Origin of the sequence: Salmonella sp. SSDFZ69 (assembly GCF_004010755.1) — a bacterium.
Lineage (GTDB): Bacteria > Pseudomonadota > Gammaproteobacteria > Enterobacterales > Enterobacteriaceae > Salmonella > Salmonella enterica.
In genome coordinates this window covers 1,188,870-1,206,057 of record NZ_CP034831.1, presented here as the reverse complement: position 1 = coordinate 1,206,057, position 17,188 = coordinate 1,188,870, and the positions used below count along the sequence as shown (strand labels likewise).

Below are 17,188 nucleotides of genomic sequence, written 5' to 3'. Positions count from 1 at the left end.
GTGAAAACAATACCTGAGAAGGGATATCCATACAAACAGATGAAGATTGCGGCCGTAACGTCTATAATCAGCGCCCCACACAGAGGTAGAACATGACTGTAACGACTTTTTCCGAACTTGAACTCGACGAAAGCCTGCTGGATGCCCTCCAGGATAAAGGTTTCACTCGCCCGACCGCCATTCAGGCTGCCGCCATTCCGCCTGCGCTCGATGGCCGTGATGTACTCGGTTCTGCGCCGACAGGCACCGGTAAAACGGCGGCATATCTGCTGCCGGCGTTGCAGCACCTGCTCGACTTTCCGCGTAAAAAATCGGGGCCGCCGCGCATTCTGATCCTGACGCCAACCCGCGAACTGGCAATGCAGGTTGCCGATCACGCTCGTGAACTGGCTAAGCATACTCATCTGGATATCGCCACGATTACCGGCGGCGTGGCCTATATGAACCATGCTGAAGTGTTTAGCGAAAACCAGGATATCGTGGTCGCCACGACGGGCCGTCTGCTGCAATATATAAAAGAAGAGAACTTTGACTGCCGGGCGGTTGAAACACTGATCCTTGACGAAGCTGACCGGATGCTCGACATGGGCTTCGCTCAGGACATTGAACATATCGCTGGTGAGACCCGCTGGCGTAAACAGACGATGCTGTTCTCCGCCACGCTGGAAGGCGATGCGATTAAAGATTTTGCCGAGCGTCTGCTGGAAGACCCGGTTGAGGTTTCCGCCAATCCGTCAACCCGCGAGCGTAAGAAAATTCACCAGTGGTACTACCGTGCCGACAATTTCGAACATAAAGTTGCGCTGTTGAAGCACCTGCTAAAACAAGACGATGCAACCCGTTCTATCGTGTTTGTACGTAAACGTGAACGCGTCCATGAACTGGCTGAAACGCTGCGTCTGGCAGGGATCAACAATTGCTATCTTGAAGGTGAGATGGCGCAGATCAAACGTAACGAAGGTATTAAGCGTCTCACCGACGGTCGCGTTAACGTCCTGGTCGCGACCGACGTCGCGGCACGCGGGATTGATATTCCTGACGTCAGCCACGTTATTAACTTCGACATGCCGCGCAGTGGCGATACCTATCTGCATCGCATTGGTCGTACAGGCCGTGCGGGTCGCAAAGGCACTGCAATCTCGCTGGTAGAAGCCCACGACCATCTGTTGCTGCTGAAAATCGGTCGCTACATCGAAGAGCCGCTAAAAGCGCGCGTCATTGATGAGCTTCGCCCGACCACGCGTGCGCCAAGCGAAAAGCTGACCGGCAAACCGTCGAAAAAAGTGCTGGCGAAACGCGCCGAGAAGAAAAAAGAGAAAGAAAAAGAGAAGCCGCGCGTGAAGAAACGTCACCGCGATACAAAAAATATCGGTAAGCGCCGCAAGCCAAGCGGTACAAAAATGCAGGAGCAATCCAGCGAAGAGTGATGATAATGCCGGGTTCGTTAACCCGGCATTTTTTTATCTTCCACGGTAAAACACGCCTCCATACACTGCATAAATATCTGCATTGCCGGGCTGACCGCTTTCCCGGCATGATGGGCGCACAGCGCCATGATCGATAGCGACGGCGCGCCAAACGGCAGCTCTTTCAACTGACCGGTACTAAGTTCTCGTTCAACGGTAAAACGTGGTAAAAAGCTGATGCCCAGGTTAGCAGCCACACACTGTTTAATACTTTCAATACTCCACAGTTCAATGGTGTTTTCCAGCGTAATCCGCCTCTGCCGTAGCGTACTTTCAAATAGCTGGCGGAAGACACATTGCGGTTCATTGATGATGAAGCTGCAGGGGATATGCTGATCTGGCTGCGTAAAATCAGCATCCTGTAGCAGTGGAGAGGCCACCAGCGCCAGCGACTGCTCCCCCAGTTGCTGCATCGTGAGCGCGTCATCATTACCTACGCGATAAAAAACGCCCAGATCGACCTCGTCATTCAGCAACGCATCACGTATCACATAGCAATTCAGCGACTGTAGCGACAATTTGACATTCGGCGCTCGCAGCTTAAAACGTTGTAAAACCTGCGGCATTTTGTACGCCAGTAAGGTTTCACCTGTCGCCACGCGCAGCTCTCCGCCGGGTTCCGCATCCTGTCTTGCGGCTTTACGAATCGACTCCATCACACGCGTCAGTTCATGGATATGCGGCATCAGCTTTTTCCCCTCATTGGTCAGGCACATTCGGCGCCCTATTTTCTCGAACAGTTGCAGGGAAAACTCACGTTCAAGCTGTTGAATATGAAAAGTTACTGTCGACTGAGTGCAGCACAGCTTTTGCGAAGCCCGCAGAAACGAGCCCTCTTCCACTACCGTTTTCAGCGTAATAAACCGACGCAGATCCATGACCACCAACCTATCGAAAATCTCGAATTCAGAATTAAAAAACATTCATTTTTTTAAATATTTCATATCGGGTACTGTCTGCTAAAACAGAGGAGATGACAAGTGACACCGATGCTTTTAAGCGCTTTCTGGACTTATACATTAATCACCGCCCTTACCCCCGGCCCAAACAATATTCTCGCGCTTAGCGCAGCAACTGCACATGGTTTTCGGCAGAGTATTCGTGTACTGGCAGGTATGAGTCTGGGATTTTTGGTCGTCATGCTGCTGTGCGCCGGGATCGCGTTTTCCCTTGCGGTTATCGATCCGGCAATCATTCATTTACTCAGTTGGGTGGGGGCTGCGTATATCCTGTGGCTGGCGTGGAAAATTGCCACCAGTCCAGCGGCGGATGAGAACGCCAGACCAAAACCGGTTGGCTTTTGGGTAAGCTTTGGCCTGCAGTTTGTGAACGTCAAAATTATTCTGTACGGCATTACCGCTCTGTCTACATTTGTTTTACCGCAAACGCAGGCGCTGAACTGGGTCATCGGCGTCAGTATATTGCTGGCATTGATCGGCACGTTCGGTAATGTGTGTTGGGCGCTGGCGGGACATCTGTTTCAGCGGGCGTTTCGCCATTATGGTCGCCAGTTAAATATCATTCTGGCGTTACTGCTGGTGTACTGCGCGGTGCGGATTTTTTACTGACCCAAATAAAACAAAAGCGGAAAAGGCCCGGCCTCTTCCGCTTGTTATTACCGGATAAGCCTTACAGGCTTTCGGTAAAGGTACGAGCGATAACGTCGCGCTGCTGTTCCGGCGTCAGGGAGTTAAAACGCACCGCATAACCAGAAACACGAATAGTCAGCTGCGGGTATTTTTCCGGATGCTTAACCGCATCTTCCAGAGTTTCACGACGCAGAACGTTAACGTTCAGATGCTGACCGCCTTCAACGCGTACTTCCGGTTTAACTTCCATCGGAATTTCACGGTATTCAATCTCGCCCAGTTTGCTGACAGCCACAACTTCATCTTCAGCAAAGCCGGATTTTGCAACGATGCAGCGCGCTTCGCCTTTTTCGCTGTCCAGCAGCCAGAAGGAATTCAGCAGGTCGTCGTTAGCGGCTTTAGTAATCTGGATACCTGTAATCATGTGATGCCTCCCCAGGCAAAATTATTTGATTTCGGTCGGCCTAATCCCGGCCAATTGGTAAAACCATTGTTGCTTGAGTGTATATATACCCTTCGATCACCCTTCATTCTTTGATTTAAATCAATAAAAACCACACCATAAAAAGGGTGATGAAGGGAATTTATTGTTTTACATCAACTTACACCATTCAGACCTATAAACTTTTTACATAAATTTTCAACTATCTTTTGTAGGTAACCGTTTTTGTAGCACGCAGGATTTTGCACTGCAGAAAGAAGCAGTTAAGCTAAGGGAACTGGAAATTCGCAGGAGAGCGAGATGGCGACTGAGTTAACCTGGCACGATGTGCTGGCTGATGAGAAACAGCAACCTTACTTTATCAATACGCTTCACACTGTTGCTGGCGAGCGTCAGTCGGGTATCACGGTCTACCCGCCGCAAAAAGATGTGTTTAACGCCTTTCGCTTCACGGAACTGGGCGACGTTAAGGTGGTGATCCTGGGACAAGATCCTTACCACGGCCCCGGCCAGGCACATGGTCTGGCGTTTTCCGTGCGTCCTGGGATCGCTCCCCCGCCGTCATTAGTGAATATGTACAAAGAGCTGGAAGCCTCCATTCCCGGCTTTGTTCGCCCCGCGCACGGTTATCTGGAAAGCTGGGCGCGCCAGGGCGTACTGTTACTGAATACGGTGCTCACGGTACGGGCAGGCCAGGCGCACTCTCATGCCAGCCTGGGGTGGGAAACCTTTACGGATAAAGTGATAAGCCTGATTAACCAACACCGCGAAGGGGTCGTCTTCCTGCTGTGGGGCTCGCACGCCCAGAAGAAAGGCGCGATTATTGATCCACAGCGCCACCATATTCTGAAAGCTCCGCATCCCTCGCCACTCTCTGCGCACCGCGGATTTTTTGGCTGTAACCATTTTGCGCTAACGAACCAATGGCTGGAACAACACGGCGAGAAAACTATCGACTGGACGCCAGTATTACCGGCTGAGAGTGAATAACGTTGGCGACTCGCCGTTTTATCGCCCGGATAACGGCGCGAAAGCGCCTTGTCTGACCGGGCGGTAGAAAGTACATCATTGGCCCGGCGCGCGTTGCGTCACCGGGCTGCAGCCCTTACGCTTTATTCTGTCGCCACCACTCGGCGAGCAGTACGCCTGTCGCAACCGACACATTCAGGCTTTCCACGTTCCCGGTGCCGTTAATTTTCACGCACAGATCGTCGGGTTCGCGCGCCGCTTCCGGCAGGTAGTCATATTCACGGCCTAAGACCAGCACCATCTTTTCCGGCAGGGTCGTACTAAAGAGCGCCTGACCGCGATCGCTGGACGTCGTCACCACGGTGTACCCCGCCTGACGAAAATCATCCAGTACGTCAACAATGCTTTCACCAGTGATCGGCTGGACATGCTCCGCCCCGCCTTCCGCAGTACGAATCGCCGCGCCGGACTCCAGCAACGCCGCATCCTGTACCACCACGCCTTTCACGCCGAAGTGCGCGCAGCTACGCATCATGCCGCCCAGATTATGCGGGTTAGCGACATCTTCCAACGCCAGCACGCAGTCTTGATCCGCCGCCTGCTTTACCCATTGCTTAACGGTCGTACCGTTACGCTTTTTAATCAGGAAACACACGCCACCGTGGTGCTCGGTGCCGGAAGCTTTTGCCAGTTCGGCTTCATCCACCACATGGTAGGCTTTACGATTCGCCGCCATCCAGCGCAGCGCCTCTTTAAAACGCGGGGTCACGCTTTGGATAAACCATGCGCGCACGATGGCGTCAGGACGGCTCTGGAATAGCGCCTGGCAGGCGTTTTCACCGTAGACGCGTGTCTCTTCCGCACGCTGGCGACGCAAAACTTCAGGGTCGATAAAACTTTTACCGCTAATACCACCATGATCGACTTTCTCAGGAGTTTCATCGCCTGGCGCGCGGGACACGGTGCGCCACGGCGAAGTTTCATGTTTACGGTCACGGCTCTGATTATTTCGCTCATCACGGGCGGGGCGACGTCCACCGTCAGTGCGAGACTTTGCTGGGCGGCCTCCCCCTTTCCCGGTACGCGGGTTATGGGTGCGTTTATCAGAGTCATCATCACTACGGACATACATCACTTTGACTTTGCCGCTTTTGTTTTTTAATTCATCGTTCATGCTTTTCTCCACCAGCGCTGCGCGAAGCGCGAAGATTACCCGATGTGCATCCGGTTAGCCATGATTTCGTTTAAAAGCTTGCGACTATTGTACTCATTGAATAAAACACATTGTTGTTTAGCACAGACTCCTCGATAATATGTAACATTATAGAAACATCCCGCGCGTAGCGGGACGTCTTCCGACGTATTCAGAGGTTAGCTATGAACACCGTTTGTACCCATTGTCAGGCCATTAACCGCATCCCCGACGATCGGCTTCAGGACGCGGCAAAATGTGGACGCTGCGGTCATGAGTTGTTTGACGGAGAAGTCATTAATGCGACCGGCGAAACGCTGGACAAACTGTTGAAGGACGATCTTCCAGTGGTGATCGACTTTTGGGCCCCCTGGTGCGGCCCTTGCCGTAACTTTGCGCCAATCTTCGAGGATGTCGCAGAAGAGCGCAGCGGTAAAGTCCGTTTCGTCAAAGTGAATACCGAGGCGGAACGGGAACTCAGCGCCCGTTTCGGTATCCGCAGCATCCCGACGATTATGATTTTTAAACATGGACAGGTGGTCGATATGCTTAATGGCGCAGTGCCTAAAGCGCCTTTCGACAGCTGGCTGAACGAAGCGCTGTAAACGCCACGGGGCGCATCTTGTGCCCCGTTTTCACCTCTGCCACAATAGCGTTTTTCTCCGCAAACGCTTTCTATGACCAATAACGCTGTACTTCAGTTACGCGCCGAACGGCTTGCGCGCGCTACTCGCCCTTTTCTTGCCAGAGGCAATCGGGTTCGCCGCTGTCAACGCTGCCTGCTGCCGCTAAAATCTTGCCTGTGTGATACGTTAACGCCTTCTCAGGCGAAAAGCCGTTTTTGTCTGGTCATGTTTGACACTGAACCGATGAAACCCAGCAATACCGGCCGACTGATAGCCGATATTTTGCCGGATACCGCGGCGTTTCAGTGGTCGCGTACCGAGCCGTCGCAGGCGTTGCTGGAGCTGGTACGGCATCCGGATTATCAGCCGATAGTGGTCTTTCCTGCGTCCTACGCCGGCGAAGCGCGCGAGGTCATTTCCACCCCGCCCGCCGGGAAACCGCCGCTGTTTATTATGCTGGACGGCACCTGGCCCGAAGCACGTAAAATGTTTCGTAAAAGCCCTTATCTGGATCATCTGCCGGTCATTTCCGTCGATTTATCGCGTCTTTCAGCTTATCGTCTGCGTGAAATCCATGCCGAAGGGCAATATTGTACCGCCGAAGTCGCCATAGCGTTGTTAGATCTGGCGGGAGATACCGAGGCGGCAACCAGTTTAGGTGAACATTTTACCCGTTTTAAAACGCGCTATCTGGCAGGAAAAACGCAACATCCGGGAAACGTCACAGCATAAAATAGCGAAAGCGTTTAAAATTATCCGGTCACTTCTGTGTAAGGGAAACCGGTATGAGCCAGCAAGGACTGGAAGCGCTACTGCGACCAAAATCGATCGCGGTGATTGGCGCATCAATGAAGCCCCACCGCGCGGGTTACCTGATGATGCGTAACTTGTTGGCGGGCGGATTCAATGGCCCCGTCCTTCCCGTGACGCCCGCCTGGAAAGCCGTTTTAGGCGTCATGGCCTGGCCGGATATCGCCATTCTTCCTTTCACCCCCGATCTGGCTATTTTATGCACTAACGCCAGCCGTAACCTGGCGTTACTGGACGCGCTTGGCGCGAAAGGGTGTAAAACGTGCATTATCCTTTCTGCTCCCACGTCGCAACATGAAGAACTTCTTGCCTGTGCCCGGCATTATAAAATGCGTCTGCTGGGTCCAAACAGTCTTGGACTCCTCGCGCCGTGGCAAGGGCTGAATGCCAGCTTTTCTCCCGTCCCGATTAAACAGGGCAAGCTCGCTTTTATTTCCCAGTCTGCCGCCGTTTCCAATACTATTCTTGACTGGGCGCAACAGCGTGAAATGGGCTTTTCCTACTTTATCGCGCTGGGCGATAGCCTGGATATTGATGTCGATGAACTACTGGACTATCTGGCGCGCGATAGCAAGACCAGCGCAATTTTGCTCTATCTGGAACAGTTAAGCGACGCCCGCCGTTTTGTTTCCGCCGCCCGTAGCGCTTCACGTAACAAACCGATTCTGGTGATTAAAAGCGGCCGAAGCCCGGCAGCCCAGCGTTTACTTAATACCAGCGCGGGAATGGACCCTGCGTGGGATGCGGCCATCCAGCGCGCAGGTCTGCTGCGAGTCCAGGATACGCACGAGCTTTTTTCCGCCGTCGAAACACTGAGCCATATGCGTCCGCTACGCGGCGACAGACTGATGATCATCAGCAATGGCGCCGCGCCTGCCGCGCTGGCGTTAGATGAGTTGTGGTCGCGTAACGGCAAGCTGGCGACGTTGAGCGAAGAGACCTGCCTGCAACTACGGCAGGCGCTTCCCGCGCACATTGATATTGCCAATCCGCTGGATCTGTGTGATGACGCCAGCAGCGAACATTACGTCAAAACGCTGGATATCCTGCTCGCCAGTCAGGATTTTGACGCGCTTATGGTTATCCACTCTCCCAGCGCTGCCGCGCCGGGTACGGAAAGCGCCCATGCTCTGATCGAGACGATTAAGCGCCACCCCAGAGGCAAGTTTGTTACGCTGCTGACAAACTGGTGCGGCGAGTTCTCGTCTCAGGAGGCAAGACGGCTATTCAGCGAAGCCGGCTTACCAACCTACCGCACGCCGGAAGGCACGATTACCGCGTTTATGCATATGGTGGAATACCGGCGTAACCAGAAGCAACTGCGGGAAACGCCAGCGCTGCCGAGTAACCTGACGTCCAATACCGCTGAGGCGCATAATCTGTTACAGCGGGCGATTGCGGAAGGCGCCACCTCACTGGATACCCATGAGGTACAGCCGATTTTACACGCCTATGGGCTGCACACGCTCCCAACCTGGATTGCCAGCGACAGCGCTGAAGCGGTGCATATCGCCGAACAGATAGGCTATCCGGTAGCTCTCAAGCTGCGCTCGCCCGACATTCCGCATAAATCTGAAGTTCAGGGGGTCATGCTTTACCTGCGGACCGCAAGCGAGGTACAACAGGCCGCGAACGCCATTTTCGATCGTGTAAAGATGGCCTGGCCGCAGGCGCGGATTCACGGTTTGCTGGTACAAAGCATGGCTAACCGCGCCGGCGCGCAGGAGCTGCGTGTTGTGGTCGAGCACGATCCGGTGTTTGGTCCTTTGATTATGTTGGGTGAAGGCGGCGTAGAGTGGCGTCCGGAAGAGCAGGCGGTCGTCGCGCTGCCGCCGCTCAACATGAATCTGGCGCGCTATCTGGTGATTCAGGGCATTAAACAGCGGAAAATTCGCGCCCGTAGCGCGCTGCGTCCGCTGGATATTGTCGGTTTAAGCCAGCTGCTGGTCCAGGTTTCAAACCTGATTGTCGACTGCCCGGAAATTCAGCGTCTGGATATCCATCCGCTGCTGGCTTCCGCCAGTGAGTTTACCGCGCTGGATGTGACGCTGGATATTGCCCCGTTTGATGGCGATAACGAAAGTCGACTTGCGGTACGCCCCTATCCCAACCAGCTTGAAGAGTGGGTGGAGATGAAAAATGGCGATCGCTGCCTGTTCCGTCCTATCCTGCCGGAAGATGAGCCCCAACTGCGACAATTCATCGCACAGGTCACCAAAGAGGATCTTTACTACCGTTATTTCAGCGAGATCAACGAATTCACCCATGAAGATTTAGCCAACATGACGCAGATCGACTACGATCGAGAAATGGCCTTTGTGGCCGTGAGGCGGATGGACAACGCTGAAGAGATCCTCGGCGTAACGCGCGCGATCTCCGATCCTGACAACGTAGATGCCGAGTTTGCCGTATTGGTGCGTTCAGATCTCAAAGGGTTGGGTTTAGGACGCCGTTTAATGGAGAAATTGATTGCCTATACTCGCGATCACGGATTGAAGCGGCTGAACGGTATTACGATGCCGAACAATCGCGGCATGGTCGCGCTGGCCAGAAAACTGGGATTTCAGGTCGATATTCAGCTCGACGAGGGCATCGTGGGATTGACGCTGAATCTGGCCAAATGTGATGAATCGTGAGTAATGTACTGGAAATGTTGACCACTTTAACGGGTACTGATGTTATTATTGCTCGCTTATGTCGTCTGCATAGCACAGAGGACCCTTCAATGAACAGAGAAGAAATGCACTGTGATGTTGTCAAAATTTAAGCGTAATAAACATCAACAACACCTTGCCCAACTCCCTAAGATTTCTCAGTCAGTTGATGATGTAGATTTCTTTTATACTCCTGCTACTTTTCGGGAGACACTGCTGGAGAAAATCGCCAGCGCGACGCAGCGTATTTGTATCGTTGCCCTGTATCTGGAACAGGACGATGGGGGTAAAGGTATACTCGACGCGCTCTATGCGGCTAAACGGCAGCGTCCTGAACTGGACGTGAGGGTGCTGGTCGACTGGCATCGCGCGCAACGCGGGCGCATTGGCGCAGCAGCCTCGAATACCAATGCAGACTGGTATTGCCGACTGGCGCAGGAAAACCCCGGCATTGATGTCCCGGTTTACGGCGTACCGATTAATACGCGAGAAGCGCTTGGCGTACTGCATTTTAAAGGCTTTATCATTGATGATAGCGTCCTGTACAGCGGCGCCAGCCTGAACGATGTCTATCTCCATCAGCATGACAAATATCGCTACGATCGCTACCAGCTGATTCGCAATCGGCAAATGGCAGACATCATGTTTGACTGGGTGACGCAAAATCTGATGAATGGCCGTGGTGTGAATCGTCTGGATAATACCCAGCGTCCGAAAAGCCCGGAGATTAAAAACGATATCCGTTTATACCGTCAGGAGCTGCGGGATGCGTCATATCATTTTCAGGGTGACGCTAATGACGAGCAGCTCTCCGTTACGCCGCTGGTCGGGCTTGGCAAATCCAGTCTGCTGAACAAAACCATTTTCCATCTCATGCCCTGTGCGGAGCATAAGCTCACCATTTGTACCCCTTACTTCAATCTACCAGCGGTACTGGTGCGGAATATTATTCAGCTACTGCGCGACGGAAAGAAAGTCGAAATCATTGTTGGCGATAAAACCGCGAATGATTTTTACATTCCGGAAGATGAACCGTTCAAGATCATTGGCGCGCTGCCCTATCTCTATGAGATTAACCTGCGCCGCTTCCTGAGCCGTTTACAGTATTACGTCAATACCGATCAGCTTGTGGTGCGTCTGTGGAAAGATGACGACAATACCTATCATTTGAAAGGGATGTGGGTAGATGATAAATGGATGCTACTCACCGGCAACAATCTGAATCCCCGCGCCTGGCGTCTGGATCTGGAAAACGCCATTCTGATCCACGATCCTAAGCAAGAGCTTGCCCCTCAGCGGGAAAAAGAGCTGGAACTTATCCGAACGCACACAACCATCGTAAAACATTATCGTGACCTGCAGAGCATTGCCGACTATCCGATAAAAGTGCGTAAATTGATTCGCCGTCTGCGCCGGATCCGCATCGACAGATTAATTAGCCGTATCCTGTAATCGAAGCCCCGTCCTGTACGGGGTTTTCTCTTAGGAGTGAACTGGTGCGCGTGTTGATTCCTTTTACGGTGTTGTTTCTCTCCGGGTGCAGCCATCTGGCTAACGACCGCTGGAGCGGTCAGGATAAAGCCCAGCATTTTATGGCATCAGCGATGCTATCGGCAGCCGGTAATGAGTATGCGCGTCACCAGGGAGTAGGCCCTGACCGCAGCGCAGCGATAGGGCTGATGTTTTCTTTGAGTCTCGGAGCCTCAAAAGAACTCTGGGACAGCCGCCCGGAAGGCAGCGGCTGGAGCTGGAAAGATTTTGTCTGGGATGTCGCTGGCGCGACAACCGGTTACGCTATCTGGCAAATGGCGCGATACTAAAGGCGTAAGCCCTTTCCTTTACGGTGCAACATCAACGAAACCAGGAAAGCCAGAACGGCCATCGCGGTAACATACCAGAAGAACGAACTCTCCATACCGACAGATTTTAGCGACAGCGCGATATATTCCGCAGAGCCGCCAAATAACGCGTTTGCTACCGCGTAAGATAAACCGACGCCCAGGGCGCGAACCTGCGCCGGAAACATCTCCGCTTTCAGGATCCCGCTAATCGAGGTATAGAAACTCACAATCAATAGCGCGCACATCACTAAAGCAAATGCGGCATAAGGCGACGTCACATTCTGCAACGCGGAGAGAATTGGAACGGTGAAAAGCGTCGCGAGTGCGCCAAAACATAGCATAGAGGTGCGCCTGCCAATCTTATCGGATAACGCGCCGAATAACGGCTGCACCAACATGAAAACACACAGCGCGACCGTCATAATGCCGCTGGCGACATTGGCATGCATACCTGCTGTATTTACCAGATATTTCTGCATATAGGTGGTGAAAGTATAAAAGCACAGCGAGCCTGCCGCGGTGAAACCAAGCACCATCAAAAAGGCTTTGCGATTACGCCACAAACCTTTCAACGAACCGGCTTCTTTTAACGCGCGAGTCTCATGCTTCGAGGTTTCATCCAGTTGGCGACGTAGCCATAACGCCACAACTGCCAGCACGGCGCCCAGCGCAAAGGGAATACGCCATCCCCAGGCACGAAGCTCAGCATCCTCCAGAACCTGCTGCAAAATCACAACGACCAGCAATGCCAGTAGTTGGCCACCGATAAGCGTAACGTACTGAAACGAGGCGAAAAATCCCTTACGACCTTCAAGCGCAACTTCACTCATATATGTCGCGCTGGTCCCATACTCTCCCCCTACCGAGAGCCCCTGAAATAACCTTGCAATAAGTAGCAGCGCCGGTGCCCAGGTGCCGATGGTATCGTAACCAGGTAAGCAGGCAATCACCAGCGACCCCATGCACATCATGCACACCGAAATCAACATTGAGGCTTTGCGCCCGCGTCGATCGGCAATGCGTCCAAACAGCCAACCACCGATAGGCCGCATTAAAAAACCGGCGGCAAAGACGCCTGCCGTTTGCAAAAGCTGAGTAGTGGTATTACCAGAAGGAAAGAAGATATGTGCAAAATAGAGCGAGCAGAAAGAGTAGACGTAGAAATCAAACCATTCCACTAAGTTTCCGGAAGAGGCCCCCACGATAGCCCATATGCGTCGCCGCATCTCCGGAGCCTCAGCGTTGTTTTTATCTATACGCTGAATAATTTCTGCCATACTGTTCTCCTTGTTGCCAGGCTTAATCGGCCTTTTATTTTGGAGATTCAGATTACGCGAGACCCAAAAGTAAATAAAGTGTTAATTATTTGTTTGCTAATTTTTATCCCCACCGTGCCTGATGCTGGCGTTTCCGTTTCAGATAGTCTTCGTCCTGACGAATTTTATCCCACCAACCTTTGAAAACCGTTGCCGCCGCGGCCTTAATAGGATCATTACCCCGTGTATTCAGGCTGCCGTCTTCTGCATACTTTTTACCGCCTTTATAGTTAGCGTATCGCCTGGCGCGGGTGTATCCCATCTGAATAAATTTACGCGCCATGTCCATACCAACGAAATCATCCTGCTGCCGGTAAGCTTCGAACAACTGGTAGATCTGTTCTGCGGATTTCATCGCCGATGCTTCATCTTTATAGCGCCAGAAAGGAAGAATTTCGCTTTTGTAGGGTTCAACCAGTAGCCCCCCCTGCTCTCCTCGTCCAACCTGATACAATTCAGGCTGCTGGCGGAAGTCAATGCTGGAAAAGTCTTGCTGGTAGTTAAAAGGTTTGATAGCCAATGAAAATCCTCACTGCTTATATAAGCACGTGTAAAGGATAGTTCATCGTTAACGATTGGGTGGGTTGTGCTCTTATCGGTTCTACAAGAGCACCAGCTTCGTAGGCGGGATAATTCCTGTGGGCCGAATAAGGCGGAGCCGCCATCCGGCGGTGCCGGTTGCCTGATGGCGCTGCGCTTATCAGGCCTACATTTTTACAGTTACCGCACACGCAAAAAAGCCCGTCCGTCAGGATGGGCTTCTTCACTTGTCTGATGCCTGGCAGTTTATGGCGGGCGTCCTGCCCGCCACCCTACGGGCCGTTGCTGCGCAACGTTCAAATCCGCTCCCGGCGGATTTCTCCTCCTCAGGAGAGTGCTCACCGGCAGACCACAGATAAAACAAAAGGCCCTGTCTTCCGACAGGGCCCTTCGTTTTATTTGATGCCTGGCAGTTCCCTACTCTCGCATGGGGAGACCCCACACTACCATCGGCGCTACGGCGTTTCACTTCTGAGTTCGGCATGGGGTCAGGTGGGACCACCGCGCTACGGCCGCCAGGCAAATTCTGTTGCCGGAAACAAATCTTTTACACCGATGCTGCGTTGGCTGCATTCGCAAAGTCAGTCACATACTTCAGTATGCTCCTTCCTTTCCTTCATTTGCCGCCTTGCCTCAGCGTAAAATCTTTCGTTCCCGAAAATCTGTAATCAAAGCTGAAAATCGTCTCTCAATCCGCCAAAACATCTTCGGCGTTGTAAGGTTAAGCCTCACGGTTCATTAGTACCGGTTAGCTCAACGCATCGCTGCGCTTACACACCCGGCCTATCAACGTCGTCGTCTTCAACGTTCCTTCAGGAGACTCTAAGTCTCAGGGAGAACTCATCTCGGGGCAAGTTTCGTGCTTAGATGCTTTCAGCACTTATCTCTTCCGCATTTAGCTACCGGGCAGTGCCATTGGCATGACAACCCGAACACCAGTGATGCGTCCACTCCGGTCCTCTCGTACTAGGAGCAGCCCCCCTCAGTTCTCCAGCGCCCACGGCAGATAGGGACCGAACTGTCTCACGACGTTCTAAACCCAGCTCGCGTACCACTTTAAATGGCGAACAGCCATACCCTTGGGACCTACTTCAGCCCCAGGATGTGATGAGCCGACATCGAGGTGCCAAACACCGCCGTCGATATGAACTCTTGGGCGGTATCAGCCTGTTATCCCCGGAGTACCTTTTATCCGTTGAGCGATGGCCCTTCCATTCAGAACCACCGGATCACTAAGACCTGCTTTCGCACCTGCTCGCGCCGTCACGCTCGCAGTCAAGCTAGCTTATGCCTTTGCACTAACCTCCTGATGTCCGACCAGGATTAGCTAACCTTCGTGCTCCTCCGTTACTCTTTAGGAGGAGACCGCCCCAGTCAAACTACCCACCAGACACTGTCCGCAACCCGGATCACGGGTCTACGTTAGAACACCAGCCATTAAAGGGTGGTATTTCAAGGATGGCTCCACACGAACTGGCGTCCGCGCTTCAAAGCCTCCCACCTATCCTGCACATCAAGGACCAGTGTTCAGTGTCAAGCTATAGTAAAGGTTCACGGGGTCTTTCCGTCTTGCCGCGGGTACACTGCATCTTCACAGCGAGTTCAATTTCACTGAGTCTCGGGTGGAGACAGCCTGGCCATCATTACGCCATTCGTGCAGGTCGGAACTTACCCGACAAGGAATTTCGCTACCTTAGGACCGTTATAGTTACGGCCGCCGTTTACCGGGGCTTCGATCAAGAGCTTCTCCTTACGGATAACCCCATCAATTAACCTTCCGGCACCGGGCAGGCGTCACACCGTATACGTCCACTTTCGTGTTTGCACAGTGCTGTGTTTTTAATAAACAGTTGCAGCCAGCTGGTATCTTCGACTGATTTCAGCTCCATGGGTAAACCACTTCACCTACATATCAGCGTGCCTTCTCCCGAAGTTACGGCACCATTTTGCCTAGTTCCTTCACCCGAGTTCTCTCAAGCGCCTTGGTATTCTCTACCTGACCACCTGTGTCGGTTTGGGGTACGATTTGATGTTACCTGATGCTTAGAGGCTTTTCCTGGAAGCAGGGCATTTGTTACTTCAGCACCGTAGTGCCTCGTCATCACACCTCAGCGTTAATAAGGTACCGGATTTACCTGGAACCTCCGCCTACATGCTTAAACCGGGACAACCGTCGCCCGGCTAACATAGCCTTCTCCGTCCCCCCTTCGCAGTAACACCAAGTACAGGAATATTAACCTGTTTCCCATCGACTACGCCTTTCGGCCTCGCCTTAGGGGTCGACTCACCCTGCCCCGATTAACGTTGGACAGGAACCCTTGGTCTTCCGGCGTGCGGGTTTTTCACCCGCATTATCGTTACTTATGTCAGCATTCGCACTTCTGATACCTCCAGCATCCCTCACGAGACACCTTCGCAGGCTTACAGAACGCTCCCCTACCCAACAACACATAGTGTCGCTGCCGCAGCTTCGGTGCATGGTTTAGCCCCGTTACATCTTCCGCGCAGGCCGACTCGACCAGTGAGCTATTACGCTTTCTTTAAATGATGGCTGCTTCTAAGCCAACATCCTGGCTGTCTGGGCCTTCCCACATCGTTTCCCACTTAACCATGACTTTGGGACCTTAGCTGGCGGTCTGGGTTGTTTCCCTCTTCACGACGGACGTTAGCACCCGCCGTGTGTCTCCCGTGATAACATTCTCCGGTATTCGCAGTTTGCATCGGGTTGGTAAGTCGGGATGCCCCCCTAGCCGAAACAGTGCTCTACCCCCGGAGATGAATTCACGAGGCGCTACCTAAATAGCTTTCGGGGAGAACCAGCTATCTCCCGGTTTGATTGGCCTTTCACCCCCAGCCACAGGTCATCCGCTAATTTTTCAACATTAGTCGGTTCGGTCCTCCAGTTAGTGTTACCCAACCTTCAACCTGCCCATGGCTAGATCACCGGGTTTCGGGTCTATACCCTGCAACTTAACGCCCGGTTAAGACTCGGTTTCCCTCCGGCTCCCCTATTCGGTTAACCTTGCTACAGAATATAAGTCGCTGACCCATTATACAAAAGGTACGCAGTCACCCCACCACTAAGCCCCCTCTGCTTCTTTTGAGGTTGAACGTCGCTTTCGCTCCGTTAACCGTATCCTCAGCAAAGGATGCGTATGTGGAGTTCACCACTGGCTTAGTGGTGGGGCTCCCACTGCTTGTACGTACACGGTTTCAGGTTCTTTTTCACTCCCCTCGCCGGGGTTCTTTTCGCCTTTCCCTCACGGTACTGGTTCACTATCGGTCAGTCAGGAGTATTTAGCCTTGGAGGATGGTCCCCCCATATTCAGACAGGATACCACGTGTCCCGCCCTACTCATCGAGCTCACAGCACATGCGCTTTTGTGTACGGGGCTGTCACCCTGTATCGCGCGCCTTTCCAGACGCTTCCACTAACACACATGCTGATTCAGGCTCTGGGCTCCTCCCCGTTCGCTCGCCGCTACTGGGGGAATCTCGGTTGATTTCTTTTCCTCGGGGTACTTAGATGTTTCAGTTCCCCCGGTTCGCCTCATTAACCTATGGATTCAGTTAATGATAGTGTGACGAATCACACTGGGTTTCCCCATTCGGGTATCGCCGGTTATAACGGTTCATATCACCTTACCGGCGCTTATCGCAGATTAGCACGCCCTTCATCGCCTCTGACTGCCAGGGCATCCACCGTGTACGCTTAGTCGCTTAACCTCACAACCCGAAGATGT

13 protein-coding genes and 2 rRNA genes are annotated in these 17,188 nt (G+C 52.9%); 8 read left to right on the top strand and 7 right to left on the bottom strand.

All coding sequences use genetic code 11. The features are described from left to right. Positions 1-92: 92 nt before the first annotated feature. The gene (srmB, locus tag EOS98_RS05980) at positions 93-1,427 is read left to right on the top strand and encodes an ATP-dependent RNA helicase SrmB (protein WP_000219174.1); all 1,335 of its coding nucleotides are present in this window, start codon (positions 93-95) and stop codon (positions 1,425-1,427) included. Positions 1,428-1,444: 17 nt separating this feature from the next. Here the strand turns inward: srmB and EOS98_RS05975 are convergent, their stop codons facing one another. Next, a complete protein-coding gene (locus EOS98_RS05975; RefSeq protein ID WP_079945187.1) occupies positions 1,445-2,344 on the bottom strand; it encodes a LysR family transcriptional regulator in 900 nt (299 codons plus the stop codon). A gap of 102 nt (positions 2,345-2,446) precedes the next feature. Here EOS98_RS05975 and eamB point away from each other — a divergent pair, with 102 nt between their 5' ends. After that, positions 2,447-3,034, top strand: coding sequence for a cysteine/O-acetylserine transporter (gene eamB, locus EOS98_RS05970; RefSeq protein ID WP_000188414.1), 588 nt, complete (start codon positions 2,447-2,449; stop codon positions 3,032-3,034). A 61-nt stretch (positions 3,035-3,095) separates the two neighbouring features. Here eamB and grcA read toward each other — a convergent pair whose 3' ends face one another. Continuing rightward, positions 3,096-3,479 (bottom strand): autonomous glycyl radical cofactor GrcA, encoded by a 384-nt coding sequence (gene grcA / locus EOS98_RS05965; RefSeq protein ID WP_000627811.1) that lies wholly within the window; start codon positions 3,477-3,479, stop codon positions 3,096-3,098. Positions 3,480-3,797: 318 nt separating this feature from the next. Between grcA and ung the strand changes: the two genes are divergently transcribed. Continuing rightward, complete coding sequence (ung, locus tag EOS98_RS05960; RefSeq protein WP_000179978.1) at positions 3,798-4,487, top strand: uracil-DNA glycosylase; 690 nt, start codon at positions 3,798-3,800, stop codon at positions 4,485-4,487. A gap of 115 nt (positions 4,488-4,602) precedes the next feature. On the opposite strand, the gene EOS98_RS05955 is transcribed toward ung, so the two are convergent. Next, a complete protein-coding gene (locus EOS98_RS05955) occupies positions 4,603-5,640 on the bottom strand; it encodes a tRNA/rRNA methyltransferase (protein WP_000997368.1) in 1,038 nt (345 codons plus the stop codon). A gap of 203 nt (positions 5,641-5,843) precedes the next feature. On the opposite strand from EOS98_RS05955, the gene trxC reads away from it, so the two are divergent. The 5 genes from trxC (at position 5,844) to EOS98_RS05930 (ending at position 11,568) form a co-directional block, all read left to right on the top strand. Next, positions 5,844-6,263, top strand: a complete 420-nt coding sequence (trxC, locus tag EOS98_RS05950) for a thioredoxin TrxC (protein ID WP_001098732.1) — start codon at positions 5,844-5,846, stop codon at positions 6,261-6,263. 72 nt (positions 6,264-6,335) lie between these two features. Further along, positions 6,336-7,016 carry a tRNA-uridine aminocarboxypropyltransferase gene (gene tapT, locus EOS98_RS05945; RefSeq protein WP_126523908.1) on the top strand — a complete coding sequence of 227 codons (681 nt, stop codon included), beginning with the start codon at positions 6,336-6,338 and terminating at the stop codon, positions 7,014-7,016. Between the two features lie 53 nt (positions 7,017-7,069). Next, complete coding sequence (pat, locus tag EOS98_RS05940; protein ID WP_126523907.1) at positions 7,070-9,730, top strand: protein lysine acetyltransferase; 2,661 nt, start codon at positions 7,070-7,072, stop codon at positions 9,728-9,730. Between the two features lie 114 nt (positions 9,731-9,844). Beyond that, positions 9,845-11,200, top strand: coding sequence for a CDP-diacylglycerol--serine O-phosphatidyltransferase (gene pssA, locus EOS98_RS05935; protein ID WP_000949286.1), 1,356 nt, complete (start codon positions 9,845-9,847; stop codon positions 11,198-11,200). 44 nt (positions 11,201-11,244) lie between these two features. After that, positions 11,245-11,568 (top strand): YfiM family lipoprotein, encoded by a 324-nt coding sequence (locus EOS98_RS05930; RefSeq protein WP_023249612.1) that lies wholly within the window; start codon positions 11,245-11,247, stop codon positions 11,566-11,568. Here EOS98_RS05930 and EOS98_RS05925 read toward each other — a convergent pair. The 4 genes from EOS98_RS05925 to EOS98_RS05905 form a co-directional block, all read right to left on the bottom strand. After that, positions 11,565-12,866 (bottom strand): MFS transporter, encoded by a 1,302-nt coding sequence (locus EOS98_RS05925; protein WP_126523906.1) that lies wholly within the window; start codon positions 12,864-12,866, stop codon positions 11,565-11,567. The genes EOS98_RS05930 and EOS98_RS05925 overlap by 4 nt on opposite strands. A 103-nt stretch (positions 12,867-12,969) precedes the next feature. Beyond that, positions 12,970-13,425, bottom strand: a complete 456-nt coding sequence (locus EOS98_RS05920; RefSeq protein ID WP_000985648.1) for a DUF4385 domain-containing protein — start codon at positions 13,423-13,425, stop codon at positions 12,970-12,972. A gap of 424 nt (positions 13,426-13,849) precedes the next feature. Next, positions 13,850-13,965, bottom strand: a 5S ribosomal RNA gene (gene rrf, locus EOS98_RS05910). A gap of 197 nt (positions 13,966-14,162) precedes the next feature. After that, positions 14,163-17,171, bottom strand: a 23S ribosomal RNA gene (locus tag EOS98_RS05905). Between the last annotated feature and the right edge of the window lie 17 nt (positions 17,172-17,188).

Bases quoted from the DNA above. Each gene is read 5' to 3' on its own strand.
- srmB (WP_000219174.1), top strand. From the start codon at position 93: ATGACTGTAACGACTTTTTCCGAACTTGAACTCGACGAAAGCCTGCTG.
- EOS98_RS05975 (WP_079945187.1), bottom strand. From the start codon at position 2,344: ATGGATCTGCGTCGGTTTATTACGCTGAAAACGGTAGTGGAAGAGGGC.
- grcA (WP_000627811.1), bottom strand. From the start codon at position 3,479: ATGATTACAGGTATCCAGATTACTAAAGCCGCTAACGACGACCTGCTG.
- ung (WP_000179978.1), top strand. From the start codon at position 3,798: ATGGCGACTGAGTTAACCTGGCACGATGTGCTGGCTGATGAGAAACAG.
- EOS98_RS05955 (WP_000997368.1), bottom strand. From the start codon at position 5,640: ATGAACGATGAATTAAAAAACAAAAGCGGCAAAGTCAAAGTGATGTAT.
- trxC (WP_001098732.1), top strand. From the start codon at position 5,844: ATGAACACCGTTTGTACCCATTGTCAGGCCATTAACCGCATCCCCGAC.
- tapT (WP_126523908.1), top strand. From the start codon at position 6,336: ATGACCAATAACGCTGTACTTCAGTTACGCGCCGAACGGCTTGCGCGC.
- pat (WP_126523907.1), top strand. From the start codon at position 7,070: ATGAGCCAGCAAGGACTGGAAGCGCTACTGCGACCAAAATCGATCGCG.
- pssA (WP_000949286.1), top strand. From the start codon at position 9,845: ATGTTGTCAAAATTTAAGCGTAATAAACATCAACAACACCTTGCCCAA.
- EOS98_RS05925 (WP_126523906.1), bottom strand. From the start codon at position 12,866: ATGGCAGAAATTATTCAGCGTATAGATAAAAACAACGCTGAGGCTCCG.